General features: G+C 50.6%; 20 protein-coding genes. 6 read left to right on the forward strand and 14 right to left on the reverse strand.

The window, feature by feature from the left end:
• Positions 1 to 172 precede the first annotated feature (172 nt).
• The 5 genes from porK to IX84_RS01870 all read right to left on the reverse strand — a co-directional run bounded on the left by porK (position 173) and on the right by IX84_RS01870 (position 6,150).
• The gene (gene porK, locus IX84_RS01850) at positions 173 to 1,414 is read right to left on the reverse strand and encodes a T9SS ring complex lipoprotein PorK/GldK (protein WP_044216090.1); all 1,242 of its coding nucleotides are present in this window, start codon (positions 1,412 to 1,414) and stop codon (positions 173 to 175) included.
• 296 nt (positions 1,415 to 1,710) lie between these two features.
• Complete coding sequence (locus IX84_RS01855; protein ID WP_160213617.1) at positions 1,711 to 2,685, reverse strand: PorP/SprF family type IX secretion system membrane protein; 975 nt, start codon at positions 2,683 to 2,685, stop codon at positions 1,711 to 1,713.
• A gap of 26 nt (positions 2,686 to 2,711) precedes the next feature.
• Positions 2,712 to 4,763, reverse strand: coding sequence for a thioredoxin domain-containing protein (locus tag IX84_RS01860; protein WP_044216094.1), 2,052 nt, complete (start codon positions 4,761 to 4,763; stop codon positions 2,712 to 2,714).
• Between the two features lie 79 nt (positions 4,764 to 4,842).
• Positions 4,843 to 5,310: an ankyrin repeat domain-containing protein gene (locus IX84_RS01865; protein WP_044216096.1), complete on the reverse strand. Its 468-nt coding sequence runs from the start codon at positions 5,308 to 5,310 to the stop codon at positions 4,843 to 4,845.
• Between the two features lie 120 nt (positions 5,311 to 5,430).
• Positions 5,431 to 6,150, reverse strand: a complete 720-nt coding sequence (locus IX84_RS01870) for a LexA family transcriptional regulator (protein ID WP_044216098.1) — start codon at positions 6,148 to 6,150, stop codon at positions 5,431 to 5,433.
• Positions 6,151 to 6,280: 130 nt separating this feature from the next.
• Here IX84_RS01870 and IX84_RS01875 point away from each other — a divergent pair, with 130 nt between their 5' ends.
• The 3 genes from IX84_RS01875 (at position 6,281) to IX84_RS01885 (ending at position 10,755) form a co-directional block, all read left to right on the forward strand.
• Positions 6,281 to 7,078 carry a glucosaminidase domain-containing protein gene (locus IX84_RS01875; RefSeq protein WP_044216100.1) on the forward strand — a complete coding sequence of 266 codons (798 nt, stop codon included), beginning with the start codon at positions 6,281 to 6,283 and terminating at the stop codon, positions 7,076 to 7,078.
• Positions 7,079 to 7,247: 169 nt separating this feature from the next.
• A complete protein-coding gene (locus tag IX84_RS01880) occupies positions 7,248 to 9,569 on the forward strand; it encodes an acyl-CoA dehydrogenase family protein (protein ID WP_044216101.1) in 2,322 nt (773 codons plus the stop codon).
• Positions 9,570 to 9,618: 49 nt separating this feature from the next.
• Entirely contained in the window at positions 9,619 to 10,755 is a 1,137-nt protein-coding gene (locus tag IX84_RS01885; RefSeq protein ID WP_052515687.1) for a S1C family serine protease, read from the forward strand.
• A gap of 4 nt (positions 10,756 to 10,759) precedes the next feature.
• Here the strand turns inward: IX84_RS01885 and manA are convergent, their stop codons facing one another.
• The gene (gene manA / locus IX84_RS01890) at positions 10,760 to 11,968 is read right to left on the reverse strand and encodes a mannose-6-phosphate isomerase, class I (RefSeq protein WP_044216103.1); all 1,209 of its coding nucleotides are present in this window, start codon (positions 11,966 to 11,968) and stop codon (positions 10,760 to 10,762) included.
• Positions 11,969 to 12,777: 809 nt separating this feature from the next.
• Between manA and IX84_RS01895 the strand changes: the two genes are divergently transcribed.
• Positions 12,778 to 13,098 carry a rhodanese-like domain-containing protein gene (locus IX84_RS01895; protein WP_044216105.1) on the forward strand — a complete coding sequence of 107 codons (321 nt, stop codon included), beginning with the start codon at positions 12,778 to 12,780 and terminating at the stop codon, positions 13,096 to 13,098.
• A 21-nt stretch (positions 13,099 to 13,119) separates the two neighbouring features.
• Here the strand turns inward: IX84_RS01895 and IX84_RS01900 are convergent, their stop codons facing one another.
• From IX84_RS01900 to IX84_RS01910, 3 genes are read right to left on the reverse strand one after another with little or no spacing between them, the layout of a single operon-like run.
• Positions 13,120 to 14,475, reverse strand: a complete 1,356-nt coding sequence (locus tag IX84_RS01900) for a putative hexosyltransferase (RefSeq protein WP_044216107.1) — start codon at positions 14,473 to 14,475, stop codon at positions 13,120 to 13,122.
• Positions 14,476 to 14,481: 6 nt separating this feature from the next.
• Positions 14,482 to 16,074, reverse strand: coding sequence for a cellulose synthase family protein (locus IX84_RS01905; RefSeq protein WP_044216109.1), 1,593 nt, complete (start codon positions 16,072 to 16,074; stop codon positions 14,482 to 14,484).
• 26 nt (positions 16,075 to 16,100) lie between these two features.
• Positions 16,101 to 16,799, reverse strand: coding sequence for a glycosyltransferase family 2 protein (locus IX84_RS01910; RefSeq protein WP_044216110.1), 699 nt, complete (start codon positions 16,797 to 16,799; stop codon positions 16,101 to 16,103).
• A 211-nt stretch (positions 16,800 to 17,010) separates the two neighbouring features.
• Here IX84_RS01910 and IX84_RS01915 point away from each other — a divergent pair, with 211 nt between their 5' ends.
• Both IX84_RS01915 and hutH read left to right on the forward strand, forming a co-directional pair.
• Complete coding sequence (locus tag IX84_RS01915; protein ID WP_044216111.1) at positions 17,011 to 18,510, forward strand: right-handed parallel beta-helix repeat-containing protein; 1,500 nt, start codon at positions 17,011 to 17,013, stop codon at positions 18,508 to 18,510.
• Positions 18,511 to 18,533: 23 nt separating this feature from the next.
• Complete coding sequence (gene hutH / locus IX84_RS01920) at positions 18,534 to 20,090, forward strand: histidine ammonia-lyase (RefSeq protein ID WP_044216112.1); 1,557 nt, start codon at positions 18,534 to 18,536, stop codon at positions 20,088 to 20,090.
• Between the two features lie 12 nt (positions 20,091 to 20,102).
• Here the strand turns inward: hutH and IX84_RS01925 are convergent, their stop codons facing one another.
• The 5 genes from IX84_RS01925 to IX84_RS01945 form a co-directional block, all read right to left on the reverse strand.
• The gene (locus tag IX84_RS01925) at positions 20,103 to 21,587 is read right to left on the reverse strand and encodes a T9SS type A sorting domain-containing protein (protein WP_044216114.1); all 1,485 of its coding nucleotides are present in this window, start codon (positions 21,585 to 21,587) and stop codon (positions 20,103 to 20,105) included.
• Positions 21,588 to 21,652: 65 nt separating this feature from the next.
• The gene (locus IX84_RS01930) at positions 21,653 to 22,909 is read right to left on the reverse strand and encodes a tyrosinase family protein (protein WP_044216115.1); all 1,257 of its coding nucleotides are present in this window, start codon (positions 22,907 to 22,909) and stop codon (positions 21,653 to 21,655) included.
• On the reverse strand, positions 22,855 to 24,276 hold the full coding sequence (gene tnpC, locus IX84_RS01935) for an IS66 family transposase (RefSeq protein ID WP_052515688.1): 1,422 nt from the start codon (positions 24,274 to 24,276) through the stop codon (positions 22,855 to 22,857). The genes IX84_RS01930 and tnpC overlap by 55 nt, the downstream gene beginning before the upstream one ends.
• 49 nt (positions 24,277 to 24,325) lie before the next feature.
• Complete coding sequence (locus IX84_RS01940) at positions 24,326 to 24,610, reverse strand: hypothetical protein (RefSeq protein ID WP_044216116.1); 285 nt, start codon at positions 24,608 to 24,610, stop codon at positions 24,326 to 24,328.
• 201 nt (positions 24,611 to 24,811) lie between these two features.
• Positions 24,812 to 25,054 carry a hypothetical protein gene (locus IX84_RS01945; protein ID WP_044216187.1) on the reverse strand — a complete coding sequence of 81 codons (243 nt, stop codon included), beginning with the start codon at positions 25,052 to 25,054 and terminating at the stop codon, positions 24,812 to 24,814.
• Positions 25,055 to 25,127: the final 73 nt, after the last annotated feature.

The following is a 25,127-nucleotide window of genomic DNA, read 5'->3' on the forward strand; positions in this document are numbered from 1 at the left end:
TTTAAAGAAATGCCCCTCAAAACGGCGTCAATCACAGACTTGTCTGAGGCGTGAGAAAAGCTTTGATGAAATGATGAGGTGAGCTTATAGATAGAGGAGATAACCAAAAACATATTGGATGCATGCCCCTTATATTCAAAGCATGCATCCAATAATAATTATGGTGTTATCATTAGAAATCGTTCAGTGAACGACCCAGGAAAGTCAGTGCACAACGGAACCCGATGTAGGACTTCGTTGTATCCTGATACTCCCAATGGCGTGTGCCAGTCTGAAGGAAATGCGCAACATCCTTCCATGAACCACCGCGAATCACTTTGCGCTTATACGCTTCAGGATCATCATCCTTTGCATCATAGCGGATATCAGGGTTGAGGTCATGCAGGAAAGAATATGCGTTGTCGTAGTAAGCGGTTACTGTCCACTCCGCAACGTTACCGCTCATGTTGTACAGACCGAAATCGTTGGGGAAGTAAGCATCTGCACGCACTGTGTAATAGCCACCGTCCTCAGGGTAGTTACCACGGCCAGGCTTGAAGTTGGCAAGCAGACATCCCTTAGCATTACGAGTGTAGTACAAACCCCATGGGTACATCGCTACATCGTGGCCACCGCGTGCTGCATATTCCCACTCGTGCTCGGTTGGCAGGCGGAAGTCCTCAGAGTTGATACCATCGCCCCGTGTCAGCGCGTAAGTATTCCACAGCTTGGTACGCCAGTAAGCGAAAGCATTCGCCATATGCCAGTCCACACCCACTACCGGGTAGTCGTCAAAGGCAGGGTGCCAGAAATAGTTCCGCGTCATTGGCTCATTATAAGAATAGGCGAAATCACGAACCCATACAAGCGTGTCCGGATAGACATTCACCTTGCGGCGCTGAATGAAGGCATTGCGCGGAGAACGCCCCTGATCATGTGCGGCCTTCTGCCAGTCGAACCACTCGTATTCGAATACCAGCTTACTGGCATCGAGTTCTTTCTTACCAGCAAAACGGTCATCGCCCTGATAGTACAAATCTTCCAGGGTTTCGTCTTCCCAGTCGATTTCATACTCCCAGTCGATCCGCTCTTCACCGTCTTCGGTTTCGACGTAGTGGTCGAGGTAAGAGTGAGCTAATGAATCCCGGACCCAGTTAACAAACTGGCGGTATTCGTTATTGGTGATTTCGGTATCATCCATATAGAATCCCTGAATAGAGATGGCTTTCTGACGCTGCACGAACGTATTACTAACGTCCTGGTCAGATGGGCCGATGTGTAACGTACCGGAGGGTACGTAAACCATTCCATATGGATTAATTCCTTTCCAGTCCGGGCGGTCTAATACACCTACCAGCTGGCCGTTTTCACTGCTGCCACAGGACGCGGCAACAAACACTAGCAAGACTAGTGAAAGCTTGATTAATTGTTTCATGTTAACACCCTTGTTTTCCTTCAGAATATATAATGCGGTCTAATAAACGCAGTCGTAAATATAGGCTGTTTGCCTATCTTATCAAAAATTAATTTTTTTCTTTTCTGTTTCTGCCCACGAAAAGCCGGGCAGCTTACATTTTGAAAAGGGCTGGTACAGCAGGCTCCCGCTGTTTAACAGACTTGAATCAATGCAACCACTTTTGTGGTTAAAATAATTCTGCCCTGCCAATTTCCTTTTAGAAAAGAACCGGACCACCGAGCCACATCTGTCATTTCACGCCTTCCCACTCAAAATCAGAGGGAACGTGGGTTATAAATGATCTTGGGTGGACGGCCGGTACCCAGCGATTTATTCAGATTATAGCTGACCATAACTTCGTGCGAGCCATTGCTCACCTGATTCAAAGTAGACAGCGTAAAGTCATAGGCATAACCTACTGTGATATTATCACTCAGCTTGAAGCCAACGATTGCCGCTACAGCATCAATCGAATTGCTGTCGTAACCTCTAAACGAAGCCCCTGCTATTATATTGTCGTTGTAATGAAAAAGGGCAGCAATATCAGTTTGGGTCTGTATCAGGTCTGAACGCACCAACAACGCCGGATGGAAGCTGACCATAGAGCTGAGGTCGAAGTGGCCTTCCGCATTAAAGAAGAAAGCCCGGGAAAGGCGGATACTTAGTGCGTCCCCAACCGGCGTAACCGGCTCAGTAAGGTTACGGACGGCTAAACCGGCTTCAAACCGCTCCGTCAGCAGATAAAGGCCTGCCCCGTAAGTGAGCGCACTGCCTGAGACTGCAGTGACCGGCAGAAGATCATCGTTATGAATTAGGATTCCATCCGAAGGGGAATAGTCGCCATCCGGTGTGCGGAGTGCGGCACCATCGAGGGTGCGCTGGGCATACCCCACGCTGCCGCCTGCAGCAAGGATGCCCCAGCGGCCAAGCTCCACCTGATAGTTGTAGGATAGGGATCCGGTAGTGCGCTGCCGGGCCCCCAGTTCGTCATTCTCCAGGTTCAACCCAAAGCCGCTTCTAATCACGCTTACCGGCAGGTGCACGCCGATATTTTGAGTAACCGGATTGCCGGGAAGGCCCTGCCACTGCGACCGGTAGATGCCTGTAGCGACCAGAGAGTTCTCCATCCCTGCATAGGCGGGGTTCCAGTTAAATTTGTTCATCATGAACATGCTGTACTGAGCAGCCTGCTGAGACCAGCCTATACCGGTAATCAGCGTAACCAGAAATATTGTCAATAAATGCTTCATGCTTGCCGGGTTTGAAATTTTGATGATCATCCGTTGTTGTTTAGCAACTCAAGCGCTGCTGCTACCGTATCAACGGGGCGTTTACAGGCATATTCTTGGCACACATATATATTGGTATCACCACCAGTATCCCTGCCAGCCAGCAAAGGCCAGTCTTCATTTGCTGTTGCGGATGCCATCACAACAGCATTCGGGATAAAAGATTGTTGCAGATGTATGGCTTTAGCAGCAGCCTGTTGCCCTACTAAAGCTATTTCGTAATAGGGATAGCTTTGGTATAATAATGCGTTCGCCCAGCGCCCGAAAGAATTGGGGTACTGCTCTACTGAGGTTTTTACGCCCCGCAACATATCAACGGCCAACTTACTGAAAACTGGTTTACCAAGGAGCAACCCCAGTTTATGGAGGTTGTGTGCCATTGTAGAGTTACCGGAAGGCGTTGCGCTATCGTAAAGTTCCCTTCGTCTAAGCGGGATATCTTCCTGGGACTGACCAGTAAAATAAAACAAATTATGCCCGGAATCAAGGAAGTGGTCCATCAGATACCTACATAAGTCTCCGGCTTGACGCAAAAGTGCTGTATCGAGATTGATTTGATAAACCTCGATGAGGGCTTCAATAAGAAGGGCGTAGTCGTCGAGAAAGGCATCATATTGTGCCATCCCTTCCTTGTAAGTGTGGAAAAAGGAAACACCATCGGGCTGCCTGAACTTGTCCAGAAGGAACTGAATATTGGCTACTGCTGTATCCAGATAGTCCTGCTCGCCAATTGCTGCATAGGCTTTGGCATAAGCCGTAGTCATCATGGCATTCCAGCCCAACAGAATTTTGTCGTCAAGCCCCGGGCGCACCCGCTGCTCCCTGGCATTGAACAGCTTCATGCGGCCGGCGGCGAGGGTAGCCTGTAATGCTTGCGGATCTTGTCCGCGAGCGGTGCAAAAATCATCATTAGAAACCGGCCGGTGCAAAATATTGGTGCCTTCCCAGTTGCCGCCCGGGGTGATGTCATAAAACGAACAAAACACCTCAGCATCATCGCCCAGCAATTCTTGCACCTCCTCATAAGACCAAACATAAAACCTCCCCTCCTCCCCTTCTGAGTCTGCATCAAGTGCAGCGTAGAAGCCACCTTCCGGACTGGTCATTTCTCGTTTGACCCAGCCCAACGTTTCCCGTAAGGTGGTTTCATAAATTGGATTGGGCGTGTGCCTATGGGCATCCGCCAGCAACCCTGCGAGAAGGGCATTATCGTACAGCATCTTTTCGAAATGAGGCACCAGCCATTTCCGGTCAGTGGCGTAGCGGGCAAAACCGCCGCCAAGCTGATCATAAATACCGCCTCGTATCATTTGACTCAGTGAAAAATGAAAGTGCTGCAGCGGCGCTTCATCACCTGACAAGTAAGCGTATTCCAGTAAGTACCGCAGCCCCATCGTACCGGGAAACTTCGGCGCACTGCCAAAGCCACCGTGTTTGCGATCAAAGGACTGTGCCAGGTTTTCGTAAATGGCTTTGGGGCCACCCGTGGAGAAAAGTTCCTCCGAAGGAACATTCAAAAGATCCTCTTTGAGAAATATGGTGTCGCTTCGAGCCACAGAGTCCATTAGCCGGCCGGCCTGCTTTTCCGCTTCCTCATACCGGTCATGAAAAGCATCTTTCATATACTGTAGTACCTGAATCCAGGAGGGGCGGTTATGCATTGGCCGGGGCGGGTAATAAGTGCCTGCGAAATAAGCTCTGCGGTCAGGCAGCAGGAAACAATTTAAGGGCCAGCCACCGCTTCCGTTTATCACCTGGCAAACTTCCATATAAATCTGATCGACATCAGGCCGTTCCTCACGATCCACTTTGATGTTGACGAAATGCTCGTTCATAAAAGCGGCGACTTTGTCATCTTCGAAACTCTCCCGCTCCATTACGTGGCACCAATGGCAAGTGCTGTAGCCTATGCTAACCAGAATTGGCTTATTTTCCGCTTTGGCTTTTTCGAAAGCCTCTGGTTTCCAGGCATACCAATGGACAGGATTGTTAGCGTGTTGCAGAAGGTATGGGCTCGTTTCTTGCCGTAGTCGATTCATATATAAAGCAGTGCTTTATGGAAGAACGGGAAGGCAGCAGCTGTAGTTCACGGACAATCCAATTCCAGTAAAGCCTGAATCAGGCAGACAAAATTTGGATGAGGTTGTCATTACCCTGCATACGGGCATGATCGATGGGGGAATGCCCTTTATGGTCTTTCACTACCGTATTCGCACCGTGGGCCAGCAAGATGCGGGCGATGTCGGCCTGCCCGAATGTTGCAGCGAATGTTAATGCTGTGGCACCGTTGTGATTTTGAATATTCACGTTGGCACCTTTGGACAGCAGCATCTTTACAATATCATTGTGCCCTTTGTAGACCACTCCCATCAGCGCGGTGTTCCCGGAAGCATCCTGTGCATTGATATTGGCACCTTTTTCCAGGAGGAATTCCGCTATAGCCTGACTCCCGGTATAGGTGGAAAGTACCAAAGGCGGGAAACCACGCTGATCAGGAATATTAATGGATTCGGGGTTAGACTCGATTGCTGCAGCTACGCCTTCCAGGTCATTGGACCGGATAGCATCGAACAGTTTTTCGTTCATAGAGCGTCATGTGTAGTTGGTTTCTAAATCTCAGATATCGCCAAGATAACGCCCGTTTCACCCTATAAGTTCTTCTGTCGATACAGGAAGCAGGAACGCTTTGCAGTCTATAACCCGAATTCAGGCAATCGCGTAGGAAGTCAACCGGCATTTGACCTTAAGGATCTGGCGGATTTCCTCCAGCTCCACCGTGTAAGGCTTGTATACGTGGTCATTATCAGAAATCAACCGAAGGCTGGTGACCCGGTCTCCTTCGCGGACCTGCTGAATCCGCTTGGCCACAACAGAGTCCGTAACCACAACATAAACATGGTTATCCCGCAAAGGCTCCCCTCTTTCGATAGGGTCGCATACGACGAGGTCTCCGTTAGTGATGGTCGGCATCATGCTGTCCCCCTGAATCTCAAAGGCGATCAGCTCTCCATCGAGGTTAGGGATGGAAAACTTGGTAAGATTTTTCAGGTAGGAGCTATCCTGATGCTCAAGTGCGTAGCCAGCCATGGCCTGCTCAGGGACCAGGGTGATATTGCTGCGGCTGCCCATTTGCCGCTCGCTAATAGAGCGCACCGGAATTTCTCCCGGCAGGGTTGCGCCATCGGCAAAAATATCATCTGCAATCCCAAAGAGGTAGTTTGCATCGACACCGTAGGTTTCAAACAAGCGGTGCAGCTGATCGACGGTAATATTCCGCTGCCCTTTCAGAATACTATTGATGACATGATTGTAAGTCCCTAAATGTTTGGCAATATCAGACTTGCCCTTAATGAGATTCAGGCGCTCCAGCTCATAATAAACATCCTTAAAGCGCTGATTTACAATGTGGTCGGAAAAATCTGCCATTTTAAATGAAAATGTTTTAAAACAAACTTGCTTTTTAAAAACTTATTGTTTTATATTTGTAGCAAGAGATGAAACAATAACTCAATTTGTTGCGAAAGATACAAAACGTTTTGCAAAAAACCTAATTCATATGCCTACCTACCAACAACATAAGTATGCCGTGCGGGAGAAGGAGCAGACTGCCGCCCGCCAGCCCCGTCAGGAAAAGGTGCTCAGCCGTTCTTCCCGATCAGCTATCCATTTGCCAACGCTGCAGGAGCTTTTACATAAGCTTGGCATTGGCCTTCAGAAGCTATTTACTGCACTGCGGTTCCGGTTTCATCAGGCAACCGGTGGTACGCTAAGTGAAGTGCGCCTGCCTTGGTTTAAAATTGCGCTGGCAGCGATTGCTTTCTTTATCCTGACGCAAAAAAACATTCAGTTTTCGATCAATATGAAGTCGCCCATGTCTGGCTTTTCTGACGACCGGGAGGCCGATGGGCAGGCCGAACAGATGTCTTTGGCACAGCCTATCTCCCTTAGAAAGAGCGCTCCTCACTTGCCCACTCTGTCCAAAAATCAGGTGGAAGCCTATGTGGAGCGCTTCGGCAAAGTTGCACAGGCAGAGCAGGATAAATATGGTATACCGGCCAGCCTGAAAATGGCACAAGCCATATTGGAAAGCCATGCAGGGCTGAGCGAAGCAGCAAAATCCCGGCACAACCACTTTGGTGCTCCATTGGCCAACCGTATTTTCGACAGCGCCTGGGAGAACTGGCGTGCTCACAGCCTGATGCTGGTCCGGTATTTTCCGGAATTAGCCGGGCAGCACGCGCCGGCAGCAGATTGGGCCGCCGCACTGCAGCAATCGGACCTGGTCAGTGACAAAAACTATGCAAAAAAATTAATGGCAGCCATTCACCAATACCAACTGGATGAACTGGATTAGCCTAAAAATCTCTCCTTAAGTGGTTTTCTCATGATTGAAGCAGGCCGCCCCATATGCGGGGCGGCTTTTTTTGCCCGGAGCCCAAAAACGTGTTACCACCTTCTTAATGCGCCCCTATACAAAAACATGTTTTCCCGGGTAGTGTTATTGCAAATAAATCCCGTTGCTCATGTCCACTTATTCCAGCTTCAATCTGAATTACGCGCCCGGCGTTCAATCGCTTGTACCTATTCTGTATACCGCCTGGGCGGACCATATCCTTACACCTACTGAAATAAAAACGCTGCGCCGGCTGGCAGAGGAAGCGCCTTTCCTCACCGCTGAAGATAAAACGACGCTACTTCAGTGGGGACAGCCTACCCGCCCTCCTTCGCCTCATCTTTTTCGCTATTGGGAAGTGGAACTGCAAAGGGCTGCCGAGCAACTGCCAGCTGGCAAGCCCCAAACCCTGGCAGAGCTGGGCTTCTACATGGCTCAACAGGCAAGTGAGCAGCCGGAGCAATGGGATTCACCAGAAATTTTACAATACCTCACAGCATTTGAAGCCGCTCTTGGGCAGGTCAGCCTGGATACACACCGGTTCATTTTCAATCTGCCAGAGCCCGACCTGGAAGGGCAGGCACCGGGCACGCCATCCTATCAGGACCTAAAAGCAGTACTCGACGGAGACTTCGGCGAAATCAGAGACCGGATGCGTACTTTCCTTTCCGACCCTGTTTTCCAATACAGGGAATACAACGATAAACATCAGCACCGGGAGCAAGTCGTAGAGTGGCTCCATCTGTTGTCTGAGCAGGGATTTGGCGCCCTCGCCTACCCTTTTGCGCAAGGCGGGCAGCACGATATGGGCACTTATGCCACCGTTTTTGAAATGCTGGGCTACCACGACCTCAGCCTGGCCATCAAATTTGGCGTGCAATTTGGATTATTTGGCGGCAGCGTACAGCAACTGGGCACCGCCCCCCATCACAAAAAATACCTCGAAGCCATCGGTAAAGGGGAACTACTGGGATGCTTTGCCATGACTGAAACCGGGCATGGCTCGAACGTGCGCGGCCTGGAAACCACCATCACCTATGATGTTAAAAAAGAAGAATTTGTAGTACACTCTCCAAAGGAAGAATCTGGCAAAGAGTACATAGGCAATGCTCTTCATGGGGAATTAGCTACCGTATTTGGGCAATTGATCGTAAAGGGGGAAAGCCATGGCATCCACGCTATTTTGGTCCCATTACGGGACAAATCCGGAGCCACCCTTCCCGGTATACGGGTGGAGGATTGCGGTACCAAACTGGGGCTCAATGGAGTAGACAACGGGCGCATCTGGTTCGATGCAGTTCGAGTGCCCCGGGCCAATCTGCTTAACCGGTTCGGTGATGTTTCCAAAGACGGTCAGTACAGCAGCCCTATCGAAAGCCCGGCCCGCCGGTTTTTCACCATGCTGGGCACACTCGTAGGCGGGCGGGTATGCGTACCCCGGGCTGGCTTAAGCGCTGCCAAATCGGGACTAACCATAGCCATTAAATACGCACTCAAACGGCGGCAGTTTGCGCCCCGTCAAAACGAACCGGAAACCTTATTGCTTGACTACCCGAGCCATCAGCGCCGCCTGATGCCAAAGCTGGCTAAAGCCTATGCTCTGCATTTTGCCTTAATGGAACTGAGTAAGCGTTTTGTAGCTCACGAAGAAGAGGACATGCGGGAAATAGAAAGCCTGGCCGCCGGGCTGAAGTCCGCCGCCACCTGGTTTACTACCGAAACCTTACAGGAATGCCGGGAAGCCTGCGGGGGCAAAGGCTACCTTTGGGAGAACCGCATTGCCGACCTGAAAGCCGACACCGATATCTTCACTACCTTTGAAGGGGATAACACGGTACTGGCTCAGCTCGTGGCCAAGGGCCTGTTATCGAAATTCAAAAAAGCCTTTAATGAAGAAGGCAACCTGGCATTACTCCGTTATGTTTCCAACCGGGTAACCACGGCGGTCACGGAGCAGAACCCCTTCGCCGTGCGCAACACCAGCCGAGGGCATCTGCTCAGCGAAGAATTTCACAGTAGTGCCTTTGATTTCAGAGAGAACCGGCTTACGGCTTCCTTAGGGCAACGTTTACGGGGGCACATCAAAGCAGGTATGCCTTCTCATGAAGCCGCCATGAAGTGCCAGCCTCATATGATTGCCCTGGCCGAGGCTTACGTGGACCGGGTGACCCTGGCTGCTTTTCAAAAATCACTCCGGCAGGATATGCCGGCAACGGCTCAGGCCGCTCTTCGTACATTATATCAGCTTTATGCTTTGCACACTATAGAGTCCCACAAAGGCTGGTACCTGGAAAGCGACTACATGCTTGGCGTCAAAACCAAGGCTATCCGCAGTGAAGTGGACCGGCTGTGCGCAGAAGCCCGAACGTGGGCTAATGTGTATGTAGAGGCATTCGCAATTCCCAATCCACTACTCGGGGCCGCAATCGTGCAAACCAAAGATAAATCATGAAAACTCTTATCTTGCCCATCCCTAAACAGGAGCGAAAAAGCAGTCCCGTATGAAATCAGTCATCCAAAATATTTTTATCGCAGTGGTTAGCGCTGCCTGTACTTTCCTGTTCATGCAGCGGTTCTACCAGCAGCCACAGACTGTGGCTCAGCCCGCTGCTACAGCTCAACCATTACTAACCGGCCAGGAACCTTCCGGCCCAATGCCCGACATTGAAGCGCCAATTAATCAGCGCCCCCGGGCATGGGCGGAAAGCCCTATTGAGGACTTCGTCAACACCTCCAAGCTGGTCACATCAGCAGTGGTGAACATCAACACGCTAAGTGCCAGCGGATACCGGGTCTCTTCCGGCTCCGGGGTGATCATAGCTACAGACGGCTACATCATCACCAACCACCATGTGATAGAGGATGGCGCCAAATACGAAATCACCATGTATGACAAGCGTAAGCTCGAAGCTGAGCTTATAGGTTCCGACCCCACTACCGACCTTGCGCTGCTCAAACTTGACGTCCGGGGGCTTAAACCAGTACTTTACGGCGATTCCGACAAAGTGGAGGTTGGACAGTGGGTCCTTGCAGTGGGCAACCCCTTCAACCTTTCTTCTACTGTGACTGCAGGTATTGTGAGTGCCAAAGCACGCAATATCAATATCTTGCGTGGATCGTACAGCATCGAGTCTTTCATACAAACGGATGCCGTAGTCAACCCCGGCAACAGCGGAGGCGCACTGGTGAATGAAAAAGGCGAACTAATCGGCATCAATACGGCCATCATCAGCGAGTCGGGTGGCTACGAGGGCTACTCCTTTGCTATTCCCGCTAATCTGGTCCGGAAAGTGGTACGCGATATCCGTGAATTCGGCACAGTGCAACGGGCTATCCTTGGCGTAGGCATTGCTGAAGTCACCGGCGAGATCGCCCAGCAACAGGCATTGCCAGGCGTAGCGGGTGTCTATATCAACAGCGTCAGTCAGGGCAGTAGCGCAGCAGAAGCCGGTCTGCGGGAAGGCGACGTGATCATCAGTATCAATAATGCCAGTACCAACTCCGTGCCTGAACTGCAGGAGCAGATCGCCCTATTCCGCCCTGGCGATAAAATAAGCCTGGAGTTTTACCGGCAGGGGCAAAAATTCCGGCGGGACAACGTGGTCCTGCAAAGCTTATCGGAAGCCGGTAGCCGGTAAAAGATCAGCTACTGACCGGCACGAGTGCTTTGAATAATGTGGTGTGCTCCTCTACATCAAGCTCATAGCTTGTCCCGGCAGGTATAAAGAAGGCTTCTCCCTGCGCGAAGACCTGCCCGTCGTTACCGGAGACAACTGTTCCTTCGGTAACGAGTACAATCTCTGCTGTCTTAGGAGGCTCAGGCTTGTACTTTCCTCTTTCCGGGAAATACACCCGGTTCAGCTGAAAGTCGGCTGCCGGTGTTTTATAGGCTGCTTCGAAGCTGTTAAGCGCTTCTCCTTCCAGAACTTCCGGCGTGACCGCATCAAACTTCAGGTGGCTCAGCAGCATAGGCACATCCACATGCTTGACCGTTAGGCCGCCCCGGAAGACGTTGTCTGAATTGGCCATGAGTTCCACGTTGACGCCTTCCAGATAGGCGTGCGGGATGCCCGCGCCCTGAAAAATGCCCGCGCCAGGAGAAATGTGCACAAGGTTGAACAAGTAAATGGAAAAAATGCCCCGGTCATAATCGCTGCCTTCTCCACCATATTGTTCAAATGCTCGCTTAGCCCAGAAATCAGGGTATTCCTTATCTGTCAGGTGAGCCCTTGACAATCGGGACTGAAGGGGTTGCAACACCTCATTTATTTGTTGTTGTGGCCACTCCATGATGGTTTTGTACAAACCATAAATGCCTGAATCCTTCAGAATAGGTTGTAGTGCTGCAAAAGCAGGCTCTGATTCCAGGGTCGCCAATATCTCAGCTTCCGGTTTGAACCCATGTAGCAACCAGAAATCCGTGAGGGCTACCATAACTTCGGGCTTGTGGTTGTCGTCCTTGAAGTTGCGGTGAGGCGCAGACAGCGGTATTCCGGCCTTGTTTTCCGCTTCGAAGCCCTGCACTGCCTGTTCCTTGGTGGGGTGGGACTGAATCGACAGCATTTCACGTACATCCAGCACCTTAAAAAGAAATGGCAGCTGATCGCCGAATTTAGCCCGGGAAGCCCCAAGAGCATCAGGATGGGCAGCCAGCCAGTCCTTTAGCAAAATTTCTTCACCCCCATCAGTCAGCACTGCTGGCCCACGGTCGTGTACGCCCATCCATAACTCTGCGAAGGGTTCCTGATCAGGATTTTTCTGCCGAATCAATTCAGGAATATATTCATATCCGCCCCATGCGTAATGTTGCACGACTCCTCTAAGCGGAAATAGCGTTTCGTTGTTTTTCATTTTGATACCTTTACTATGCTGGCTAAGTAGTTTGACAGACCTGCCTGTTCGGCCATGGCCTCTCGGATGGGCAGGCAGGAATAAATGATACCATATTCTTTAGGATTCACTAATATTTCCCCACAACCTCCCTTTGATCAGTTGTTTAGAAAATTTTAGCGAATCAAAATGGTATCAGTTATTTTTTCTCCGTCACTAAGATAAAAACTCCCTTCGGATAAACGCCCGAAAGCCGCCTATCTCTTAAAGCAAAAACAGGTAGCTCAACTTTGTACACGATACTGTATTTATTTAAGAAACTCTGAATTGGCAGTCCATTTGCCAATACAGGCGGAAAAAAATCAAAATCCAACTTATTTGTGACAACACAAAACACCAAAAACAACAAACACACAAAATAAAAATCAACCCAAACTACTGAAAATCAGAAATCTAAACAACAAAAACAAACTCCAAAGTGCAACACACTAGATTTAATAAGGAATTCCCTTGAACTTTGTTGGTATCAAACAAAAGGCATTAGAAAGGTCTATCCTCTTCTAATTTCTCCATCCGGAACAAACCACAACAACTAAGGCTGCTTATTGCATACTGGGCATGATGATTCAATCAAAGTCCGGAAAGTTTCTTTTTTCTGGGGATAACGATTCAACCCTTACTTTGAACAACCTCCTGACCAAACATTCTCTGACAACACAACTTCAGATAGCTCCTCCGGGAGCTTTCTGTATTTTTGGCCCAGCCGTTGTGACCCAAATCACTGATTAACCGCCCGCGTGCCTGCATCTTTGTAAAAAAACAACAAGACCATGTTTGGAGTATTCAATCAAATATTCGGAGGCGGCGCAGAGGCCGTAGATGTGAAAGCTTTAATCGATCAGGGTGCACTGCTTATTGATGTACGCACCCCGGCAGAGTTCAACAGCGGTGCCGCACCTGGCGCTAAGAACATTCCATTGCAGGAGCTGCAGCACCATATTGGCAAACTGAAGCAGACAGGAAAACCGGTAGTAGCCTACTGCCGTTCCGGCAACCGCAGTGGAATGGCTGCTCAGATTCTGAATGAAAAAGGCATCGAGGCTTACAATGCAGGCAGCGTTGGGCAAGTACGCCAGATGCTGGCTAAGTAAAAGGAAAGAAAACGGTATGAATCAAAGAGCGGAGATGGGCATAGCCTTGATCCGCTTTTTTTGTTGCCGCCACTCCCATAGCGCATAACCTGCAACCACAACGTACTCCAATGCAACCAGCCATAGATGTTCCTGATATTCCAACCCGGCATAATTGGCATAGGTCAGCAGGATAAGACCTGACCAGAGTACCGGAAAGCGATAAGGCGTAAAGGTGCAAAGCATCAATGGCAGAGCAACGTACCAGGGATGTACAGTGGGGGTAAAAGCCAGGTATAGCAAAATTGCTGCCAGGCAATACTGCATGAGCCCGGGGAGGCGCAATGCTTCACCTTTCAGAGAACGGAAACCCGCACGTATGGCCATAAGAGTCACTCCGGTGAATGTGCCCAATGCCAGTGCCGGCCCGATTATGGCGATCTGATTATACCCTGTCAGCTTAAAGCCCATCCAGCGCAGGATATAGTAAACGCTGGCATTGAACTCAAAACGCCGGAAGTACAGGTCGAGGCTGCTGCCAAATCCATTCAGGAAGGCTTCACCCAGCAGGGGCGCAAACAACAAAAGCAAAACTCCGCCCAAAAGGGCAAAATACTGCAGGCTGCGCTTCCAGCCCAAAACGGGGATCAGGAACATTAAGAATAACAGCGGCAACAACTTGGCAGCAACAGAAAGTGCCATCGCCACTGCGCTTGCCCACCACTTTTGCTGGTGTAGCCACCAGAAACTTAGTACCAGAAAACCAATCATGACGCCTTCGAAATGTAAGTTCCCAATGGTTTCTATCAGAATCAGGGGGTTGAGCAAATACCAAAGCGACCGTTTGGGCGAAAGCCCCATCACCTCCAGCAGTCGTGGCAGGAATACGATCGTGCCGATGTCCGACAGCAATAAAAACACCTTCATCAACAGCGTACTAAAATAGATACTTTCCGGAGCCAGCCAGCAGGATATGCCAAATACAGCTTGCGCCACCGGCGGATAAATGGTGAAGTATTCCGGGGAATTGAGTTGTCTGAACAGGTCTTCTGTAAGCCCTGCAGGCGGATTAGGCAATGCCTGATAGTATGCGGGCAGATGCTCAAAAGGGTTAATGCCGTTGAGCAACAGCCGGCCATCCCAAATAAAGCGGTAGATATCATCGGATAGCTGCGGCATAGCGGGCAGGATGATCAGACGGGCAGCCACCGCCAGACCAAGGTACCAGTCAAGGGGTAGCCCTTCAGAACGATAACACAACCACAGATAGCCCAGAAAAGCAGGCAGGTAGAAAAGCAGGAGTTCAAAAAAATCAGACTGCCCCGGGTCATAAGCCAACCCGGCAACCGATAACAGCAACAGCCCGCTACCCAGCCCAAACCGCACCCGCTCAGACATAAAAACCTACTTGATGCTCAGGTGACGCAGGGTGTAGTAAAAAATAGCTCCATAGCCCAGCGCCAGCATGAAGTGAAAGACCAGGAATGTGGTATTCTGAATGTAAAGCCCGCCCACTACTGCCCCGGCAAAGTACAGGGCCAGCAAACCTTCCAGCACTGTAGTCCAGGTGATTTTCTTGCTCAGGTACTTATGCTTGCGGAAGCTGTCGCGCATGGTTTTAATGTTGAACTTGGGCGTGCGCACAAATGGTGACTTTTTACCGCGGAATCCCTGCAGTACAGCCACGGTATTGTGCAGCGAGAGCCCCATCGACAAAGCCAGGAATAGAGGGAACAGGAAAATGAATTTAAACAGGGCTTTCCCGAACGAGTCCCTGTGCACGGGGGCCTGCACATTAGCGACATAGTAAATACCAATAACAGAAAGCAGCCCCACCAGGAAATAAGCAAAAAAGTTCTTGCTAAAGCCCAATTCAATCAGGTCGCCCAAAAGGAACAACAACGGCACACTAGATACACCGGTGATAAACACAAACAGGAAAATGGAACTCGCCAGCAGGTGACTCGTCGCATGTATTTTCTGATTCAGGGTAAAGGTGGTGGACCGCCATACCGCAGGCAGCATTTTCTTAGCCGTTTCCGCACCGCCCTTCATCCAGCGGAATTGCTGGGACTTCAGGCTGTTCATTTCCACCGGCAGCTCCGCCGGCGAGCCAATATGCTCCAGGAAGTGGATGCGCCAGCCTTTCATTTGCGCCCGAATACTGAGGTCGAGATCTTCCGTCAGCGTGTCGGCTTCCCATCCACCAGCATGTTCGATCGTCTCCCGCCGCCAGACACCAGCCGTACCGTTGAACTGCAGCAGATAATCTCCTGACATGCGCCCCACCTGCTCTACGGTAAAGTGGACATTCAACTGCAGCGCCTGCAGGCGGGTAATCAGCGAATAATCCTGATTGATGTGTTCCCACCGGGTTTGCACCACACCTACTTCCGGATCCTGGAAATGAGGGATGGTTTGTTGCAGGAAATCTGGCCGGGGCAGAAAATCAGCGTCGAAAATGGCAATAAATTCGCCCTGAGCATACTCCATACCATCCCGTAGGGCGCCCGCCTTAAAGCCCTGCCGCTTTTCCCTTCGGATTTGCTCAATATTGAAGCCCTTCGCCCGTACAGCCTCCACCTTCTTGCGCACCACCTCGATGGTCTCATCTGTGGAATCGTCCAGAATATGGATTTCAAAGCGGTCTGTAGGATAATCGAAAGCGGCCACGCTGTCGATCAGGCGCTCAATAACATACAGCTCGTTATAGATAGGCAACTGCACGGTCACGAACGGCCATTCTTCAGCAGCAGCATCAGCCAGTACCAGGGTCTCCCCCTTGTCTTCTCCGTAGCGGCTGGCCCTGGCGCGTTTTAATTCGCCGTGTTGGTTAACCGTAAGGGGTTCCTGTGCGGCAGTTTGCGGTGCGGCGCCTCCTTTTTGGTACTTCTTGTAGTGATAAAGGAGGTTGAATTGCATCACACAGTAAACCGTGATGTAAAACAGCGCAATCGTATAAATGGCTAAAACCGAATAGGCGAGTATGGATATCATGCCCGAAACTTTAAGTTCACAGTTGGTTAAATCAATTTGAAAATGGTCCAAAGGATTTTATGGCCCGCAAGGATACTCCCTTTGACGGTACCTGAAACCTTTGAGACACCGATGCGGCGACGATATTGTACGGGTACTTCTGTGGATTTGAACTGTAGTTTTGCAGCTTTGACCTGCATTTCCACCGTCCACCCAAAATTAGGGTCCCGCATATCCAGCTCCAGCAATCTGGCATATTTAATGGCTCGGAAAGGGCCTAAATCGGTAAATCGATAATTGTAGATCAATCGGATGAGTGTGGTAGCCAGCCAGTTACCGAAAATCTGCTGGGGCTGCATGGATCCAGGTTCGAGGTTGCCCAAAGCCCTGGAGCCAATCACCAGGTCATAGTTTGATTCGATTATAGGCTGAACTACTTGTGGTAGTTCTTCAGGATGATCAGAGTAATCTGCATCGAGGAACACAACAATATCGGGCCGCTCTTGTTGAGGGCGGCGGGCAATATGTTCCATTCCTTTCAGGCAGGCATTGCCGTAGCCTTTTTGGGGCTGTAGCAAAACCGTAGCACCGCCGGCAGCAGCAACAGCCGCTGTATCGTCGGTACTGCCATTATTACATACAATCACTTCCCTGACCCACTCGTTGGGAATGTCTTGCAGTACTTTTCCTATAGAATCTTCCTCATTGAAAGCAGGAATGATGACGTCTATTACCGGTTTGCTCAATATTCACCCTGATTTGCGGCAAAGGTACAGCAAATATCATCAACTTAACTGTCCTCCCTGCAACATTTAATGGGTTGACACAGCCCTGGATTTCGGAATACCTGCACAAGCACAAAAAAGCACCAACATTTCTCTATTTTTGGGCCACTGTACAGAAATCATGGATTGCCCCGTTATTAGGAGGACAATCTTTAATGCATAATTTTGACCCATGAAGAACGTGCCCTACATCGTACTCGGGCTGTGCCTGAGCCTGGCTTTTTTCTCCTGCGACAACGAAGCGGATTTCCTGACTGGCGGCGAATTCGAACTGGAATTCTCTTTGGATACCCTGCGCTTTGATACCGTTTTCACGGAATTGGGCTCCGCTACGCGTTTCTTTAAGGTCTATAACCGCAGCAGCAATCCTGTGCTGATTGACGCGGTGGCTCTAACCGGCAACGAAGACGGCAAATTCCGCATGAACGTCAACGGCACCGCAGGCGACCGGGTGGAGCAGGTGGAAATCTGGGCCAATGACAGTATTTATGTCTTTGTGGAAGTGACCATCGACCCCGACGCCCCGCTCTCCATCAGCCCTTTTGTCATCGAAGACCAGGTGGTGTTTGAAACCGGTGAAAAACGCAGCAGCGTCCTTCTGGAAGCCTGGGGGCAAAACGCCAACTACTTCCCCAGCCGCTTCAACCGGGGTGTGCCAACGCTGCTCACCTGCAACAACCAAACCATCGTATGGGACGACCCTAAACCCTATGTCATTTACGGGCAGATACTGATTGACAGCTGTGCGCTGGAAGTAGCTGCCGGTACGCGGATTTATGTGCACGGCGGCATTGCTCAAAATGACCTCTTCGGCACCTTTAATGATGGTATTATCTATACCCTGGCCAATGGGCAGATTCATTTTAAAGGCACGGCGGAGGACTCCATCGTCGTGCAGGGCGACCGCCTGGAGGAAGGCTTTGCAGAAGAGCCCGGCCAATGGCAGGGCATCATCATCGGGCGGGGCTCCAAGGGCAATACGATGAGCTATACCACGGTCAAGAATTCCATATTTGGCGTCTATGTGGATTCTGTAGGGCAGCTGACCGCCCGTAATTCCCGCTTTTACAATACCAACAGCAGCGGCATCATTGGCTTCCACAGCCGCATTGACCTTGAAAACTGCCTGGTGTACAACAACTTCGCCAATTCCGTGCAGCTGGTCAACGGGGGCGACTACAACTTCGACTACTGCACGGTAGCCAGCTACGGTGTGGACGCCTCCGCCATGTCCCTGTCCAACTTTTTCTGCTACGACAGCCCCTTCACCTGTCAGGTGCGGAACGACTACCGTATCCGGGCCAACTTCCGCAACTGTATCTTCTTCGGTACCAGCCGGGATGAGCTGCAGTTTGCAGATGTGAGCGGGGGCAGTGTACCGCAGCTCTTTCAGGTTCAATTTGAAAACTGCATCGTCAAAGTCGACCAACTGCTCGAACAGCAGGAAGGGCTCTATGCCAACTTCCTGGAATCTGATGCCTGTATCAACTGCATCAACGGGGAGCGGACAGACACCCTCTTTGCCGACCCTAATGGCGATGTTTACCTCCTGGATAGCCTGTCCATTGCGGAAGGCATGGCCCGCCCCCTGCCTGGCATTACTACCGATCTTGTAGGTAATGAACGGGACCCCGTTGCCCCGGATATCGGCTGTTTTGAGTACCAATACTAAAACCAAAATTTCAAGCCCAACCCATGTCACCATTTTTATACGGAAAGCATCATCTCACTGCCGGGCTGTCGCTCAGCATCAGCCGGCAGCATAAAACCGGGGAATTAGACCGTGCTCAGCGGGAAAAGGTAGCGGCTTCGGCTCAGATCGTCCGCAATTTTGCCAAAGGCAGGGATGCGGTCTATGGCATCAACACCGGCTTTGGCCCCCTGTGCAGCACCAAAATATCACCGGACGACACCGCACAACTACAGCACAATCTGCTCATGAGCCATAGCGTGGGCGTAGGCTCTCCCATTCCCCAACAGACGGCCAAGCTCATGCTCATCCTTAAGGTGCATGCACTGGCGCAGGGGTTTTCGGGTATTTCCCTGCCTACCCTCGATCGCATCCTCTGGCATATCGACCAGAATGTTATCCCGGTGGTGCCCAGGCAGGGCTCCGTGGGAGCTTCGGGCGACCTGGCACCGCTTTCCCACCTGTTTTTGCCGCTCATCGGTCTGGGGCAGGTGCACTACAAAGGACAGGTGGTGCCTACGCCAGAGATGCTGCAAAAAGAAGGACTTGCCCCATTGCAACTGCAGCCCAAGGAAGGCCTCGCCCTGATCAACGGCACACAGTTCATCACCGCTTTTGGAGTGGAGGTAACCGACCGCCTGCAAGCCTGCCTGAGTCAGGCGGACCTGATCGGGGGAATGATGATTGAAGGGCTGTTGGGTTCCGTTGCGCCCTTCCATCCGGAACTGCACAAGATGCGCCCCTACAAAGGCAACCAACATGTGGCTGCACGCATCCGGGCGCTACTGCAAGGCTCCGAAATCCTCAACTCCCACAGCCACTGCGACCGGGTGCAGGACCCTTACTCCCTGCGCTGCATCCCTCAGGTGCATGGGGCTTCCCGCAATGCCTGGCTGCACCTCCGGGAAACCCTGGAAATTGAGCTCAACTCCGTCACAGACAATCCGATCATCGTGAATGAAGAGCTCTCGATCAGCGGGGGCAATTTCCACGGGCAACCGATGGCCCTACCGCTGGACTATGCCTGCCTGGCAGCCTCGGAAGTTGGCAATGTTTCCGACCGGCGCTGCTACCTTTCGCTTACAGGCATAGATGGTGCCGTCCCCAAATTGCTGATGCAAGAGACCGGGACGAATTCCGGGTTTATGATCCTGCAATATACCGCTGCTGCCCTGGCGAGCGAGAACAAGAGCCTGTGCTTCCCGGCCAGTGCTGACAGTATTTCGACTTCACTGGGGCAGGAAGACCACGTGAGCATGGGCTCCATTTCCGGCCGCAAAGCCCTGCAGGTCGTAGGCAATCTGGAGCGGATACTGGGGATCGAACTCGTATGCGCAGCTCAGGCATTCGACTTCCGCCGGCCACTAAAGTCGAGCCCGCTGATGGAAAACCTGCACGCCCGGGTACGGGAAGAGATTGCATTTGCGGACAAGGACCGGGTATTCGCTACCGATCTGGATAAAGGGGCGGAGCTGGTTCGGGAGCGCGCGCTGATTGAGGTGGTGAAGCAGAGCAGTCAGGATATTAGTACTGAATTTGAGGGATTGTTTGAAAATTTTTAACAAGGCTTACCATTAATCCACAATTACTTTCCCTACTTGCAACAGGGCTCCGGACTGGCTTATCTTATACAAGTAAAAGCCTGAAGGGAGCTGAGCCGTGTCCCAAACATACTGCCCGTTTATTTCTGCCTGATGCACCAATGCACCGCTTTCATTATAAATTTCCAGGCGGGCCGATCCTGAAGGTGCCTTGCTTTCAAAAGACAAGGGCCCACGTACAGGATTGGGATAGACCCGATAGGAGTTTTGTGGCTTGGCCCATGCTGAAGCACTCACTACCTCTCCAATCGGGTTGGTTCTGACCAGCCATGTTGTTGATGTAGCGCTTGGGCCAGAGAAAGGTGTGTATTGCCCGAGCAGCAGGAATGAGGCATCTGGCAGTTGTTTTATGTCTTCAGGGTAACAATACCCCAACAAGTCGCTGTAGATTTCTACTGTAGTTGCCTGCCCTAAAGAGTCGGTAACGATGAGCACAGGATGGTCATAGTAGAACGCAGTCAGCATAGCAAAGCCCCCTTCCATAGTACGTACCAGGGGACCAGCCCAGGTGCCTATGCCTCCCAGCTCATCATAGTACTCTTCTTCCCAAAGTATTGTTCCGGAAGTATCTATTTTCACTAACGCTGGCACAATGCTATTGTACGCTTCGTAGGAGATACCCACCGACACCATCAGGTTCCCATCTGCCGTAGTAACCATGTCTTCGGGCTGGGCGTCACCACCCATATCATAGACCTCTGACCACAACAAATCGCCCGTTGCCGAGAACTTGGTCACCATCAAATCAAAAACATACAAATGATAACGGGCCTGGCTCAGCACGTAAATATTGCCTGAATCATCGTGAACAATGGAAAGGGGAAAAAGCTGGTCCTCATCTTCACCTTCAATAAGCTTGATATCGCGCTCCCACAACAGTTCACCGTCACTTGCTATACGCCATACGCCACCGTACCAGGGATAATTTGACGAATTCACATCTATTTTCCTCCCGCACAGTGTGTAGCCCCCCAGGGGCGAAGGGGCAATTGAAATGCCCCATTCATGGGCCCGGTTATAGTCAAGCACTCCGTAGGTCTTTATCCAGTTCAGTTCTCCAGTTTTGGTGTGGCTGGCAATAAATGCATCCTTAGAATCAGAACTTAGAAAAGGGTACTCCTTTGAAATACTACCTATCGAAAGTACCTCATCGTTATGCACTATTCCACTGTGTAAATTTATAGAGTTGGTATCAGAAAGGTTGAAATTGTAACGCTCTATTAACTGCCCGCTACCCATATCGATGCGCCGGTTAAAGAGCGACCATTTGGCGCTCAGGGTATCAATCAGCTTACCTGATGTTAAAATAACTGCTTCTTCACTGCTGATGGGTAAGATAACGCCCGGCCCTTCTGCTTCTATTCCATTGTTGTCATACTCCATGGCGTAATTGATCTGCCCGCTAAGGTTCATACAGGAAACCAGTACGCTGAAAAAGCTTAGGAAAATATGTTTCATGGTTGGTGCAATATTGAAACATGGCAAGCGCATAGCGCTGCGCTTGCCATGAGGTAATTTTAATTTTAAAACTTAGAGATCACTCTGGTGTAAAGCTCTCCGTCCAGAAAAAACTGAATAGCATGGTTTCCAGTGCTCCAGCCAGAGGTACTAACCGTCAGTTGCACTGTTTGACCGCCAGCCAGCGTACCCGGTGACCATAATACAGTGGTCATATTTTTAGCTAAATCTACATGTCGTATTTCCAGCGTCTTCCCTGTACCGCTATCACTTTGTATTTCTATTTCCACAGGGCTGAAACCACCAACCGGATTAGGCCATACTTCGATATCATAGTCACAGAGTATTCGATATCCCAATGCGGGGTCTGTGTAATGGTGAGGAATGGAAAGACTTACTAGCTTTGCATCAAAACTACATTCATTTTCAGCACTAACCAATAGGGTAAAAACATCTCCTCCTTCCAGGTTATTGAGCCGCCAGGCTTCATCAATACACCCATTGGCATCAAATGGAAGGCTAACGGTATTGCCCAATTGGTCTTCTACATTGATCACACTAAGATTACTGAAGTCGCCTGTACCACTAAAATCAAGACAAGCTGTAAATTCGCTTTGCTGAGCCTCTTCAGCAACCGAAATATGGCCACAGCCCTCACACAGGTCTTGATAACAATAATACAGCTCATCTATGTAAGCATGGAATAGCCAGAAAATAGCAGCAGCGGAAGCTGTTTGACTATGAACCATAGCACCTCCCAGCGCTCCATGCACTATATTATGACTTGCATAATCATCATTATTCGCACGAATATACCCGGCAAAGGCGTCAATATCGCTGAACTGCGAGCAGGTCATGTCATCCACCTGATACATACCATAGGTATTAGCCGGGATTTGGTTAACGGGCATCCCAAATTGTGTACCTCCGGCAGCGTATTGATAAGGCGTATTATAGACTTCAGAAACCATAGCCGACTCGGCCAAAAACTCATCAGGTACTGATGTATTGGGATTCCAACTGGGTAGCGGGACGTAGTCGTGGTAGCCTTGTTCAAGCAGGTAATCTTCGAGCCCACGGATATAGTCCCGGTGCCAGCTTAGGAAAAGCTCAGTATCGCTATGCCAGGTAATGGAGACTGAGGGATCCCCGTAGGCGGAATGCGCAGCTACTACTTCGTACTTTAAGGAAGGGTGCCTAAGAGTAACTTCGGGGTGATTGGGGTCATACCCGGACCACTCTTCCGATGTAAGGTAATCGTAACTATTTAGGTGTGGGTTCCTGCGGCAGCGTAGCTGCGAAGGAACGACTCGCCCCGCCAAGCGTTGAGCAACTCTTCATAGGCAGACAAGCCGTGCTTTTTTGCCGTGCTGCAAAAGCTTTTGATCCTTGCATAGTGCCGCGCACCCTGTAGGGTACGGAAGCAGCCACTGACTTTTAGCTTCGTTTTTAACGGGCGGATATCACGTTCGGCCAGGTTATTAGTGAAGGGCACTTCGTGCTCCCGCGTGAACCTCAGTACTTCTTCTTCGTATCGTTCCAGCCTTTCGAGCAGGTTCCTCCCTTTTGTTTTCTTCGCCCGGCCTTTTGGGCGGAGTTCGGGCGGCGGCTCTTCACGGCTGGCTTCTTTTAAGATTTGCCGGTAGCGGGACAGGACCGTTTTATATTTTTTAGCCGGCAGCACTGAGCTCCCGCCACTGCTAAATTCGTAAGCGTACATTAACAAACTGTGCATCTTGTCAGCCCACTGGCGCTCATGGTTTTCAGCTAGGCCTCTAAGCTCGCGCAGCAAGTGCGCCCCACAAAGCGCATGGCGGGCGTTTTCCAAGCCAAAATAGCTTGCCCAGCAGTCGTGCACCAGTGTGCCTGTATAGTTTTGAGCTATGCTTTCGTCGCTGTGCAGCGCCTGTGCGCCTCTTTTCTCATGCACAAACAGATAAGTAAACAGGCCACAGACAAAATTATGTGCCCAGTGCAGTTTGCCTGCCACCCGGGCACCGCTTTCGTCAGCATGCGCTACGGGGCTGGACAATGCCTGCTCTTTGATAACCGCCTCATCATCGGCCAGCTTCCCGTACATGCGCTGTACGGAAGTGGATACTGTATTCTCATTAAGCTCATACCCTGTCAGGCTGGCAAAGAGCTCCCCTATGCGCCCTACGGGCATGCTTTGCTCCACATTCAGCAGGCTGACTAAGGCATGTACCCTGTCGCCGTATTGTACGGGGGCTGGCACGCCGGACGGGAAGCTGCCTGTATGCTGCTCGCCACAGCAAGGGCAATGTTTGACCTCCAGGCGGTGCTCTTCTATTTGCAAAAGCTTCGGGGGGAGGTCAAAAACCTGGCGGCGCTCTAAGCTTATGCTTGGCACAGTGCTTTCCAGGTTCTGGCCGCAGCTGCATTTTTGCTCAGCTACCGGGTGGACAACAAGGCGGTCTGCTGCAGACGGGGCGACCATCTCAAGCGTCTTCCCCTTATGCCCAGACTGGCCTCCCTTCTTGCCGCCTTTCTTGCGCGGGAAAGCAGGGGCCTTCTTCAGCCCATCGCTGCTCGGAGGCCGCGACGAAGTCCGGCTGTTGGCTTTCAGCTGTGCTTCCAGCTCTGCAATACGAGCCAGCGCTGCTTCCAGCAGTGATTCCAGCTTTGCTATTTGCTCAGCTTGTTGCGCTATGATCTCGTCCTTGTTCACCTGTGCTAGTTCGCTATTTTTTCGCTATTTTGCAAATTGACCTAAATAGTTACAGGTAATCAATGATAAGACCGGCTAACTCTGCCCTTTCTTCCGGCTCAAGCTCATAGATATCCTTGCGATAACCATCACAAACACTATTCGTGTTCAAAGACTGTACCACCGTTGTTGAGTAGCTGAAATAATCAGAATAATCTATGAAGGATGGAGAACTTTGGGCTCTAGCATTCGTCAAAACAAAGCTGGCCAGAATGATGCCCATTAACTGAGGCTTAAGCCATTGTGTGTGTGTGTAAACAACACTTTTGCACCACTGCTGTAATGTAATTTTCATTACCTGTGGAATTTGAAAAGTTAAAGGAGATTAAGAGCGCTTACAGAGATGCTCTCAATTTATCGTGCGTAAGATAAGCAATGTTGTCAGAAAACACAGCAGGAAGCTGATAAATTCTCCTGAACCAGCACACCGGGAACTTACTCAAAGCAGTGTTTCAACCAAAAGTATGGAAAAATATTATATTTATCGCAGTGACTACTAACAAGCCTTAGGCAGCGGCTTCCCATCCACCGAAATCAAGTGGTCGAGGCGGATGTCCAAACCGGTGCTGAGCAGCATATACTCCACCTTGCTGCGGATGTAGAGGTCTTTGATCACAGCCTCTGTGGTTTGAACCTGACCGGAAGCATCCCGAAATTCAATAGGGCAGGAACGCCGAAGCGTGGCGCGGGCTTCCAATTCGTCGTAAAAATCACAGCTGATGGGTTGGTAGTGGTCCATTTTCGGGAAAGTTTTGAATAGAATAATAAGCTTTTCAGGTTTGAAATTGTTGCATAGCCAAAACATCGATAAA

Source organism: Phaeodactylibacter xiamenensis (assembly GCF_000759025.1).
Lineage (GTDB): Bacteria > Bacteroidota > Bacteroidia > Chitinophagales > Saprospiraceae > Phaeodactylibacter > Phaeodactylibacter xiamenensis.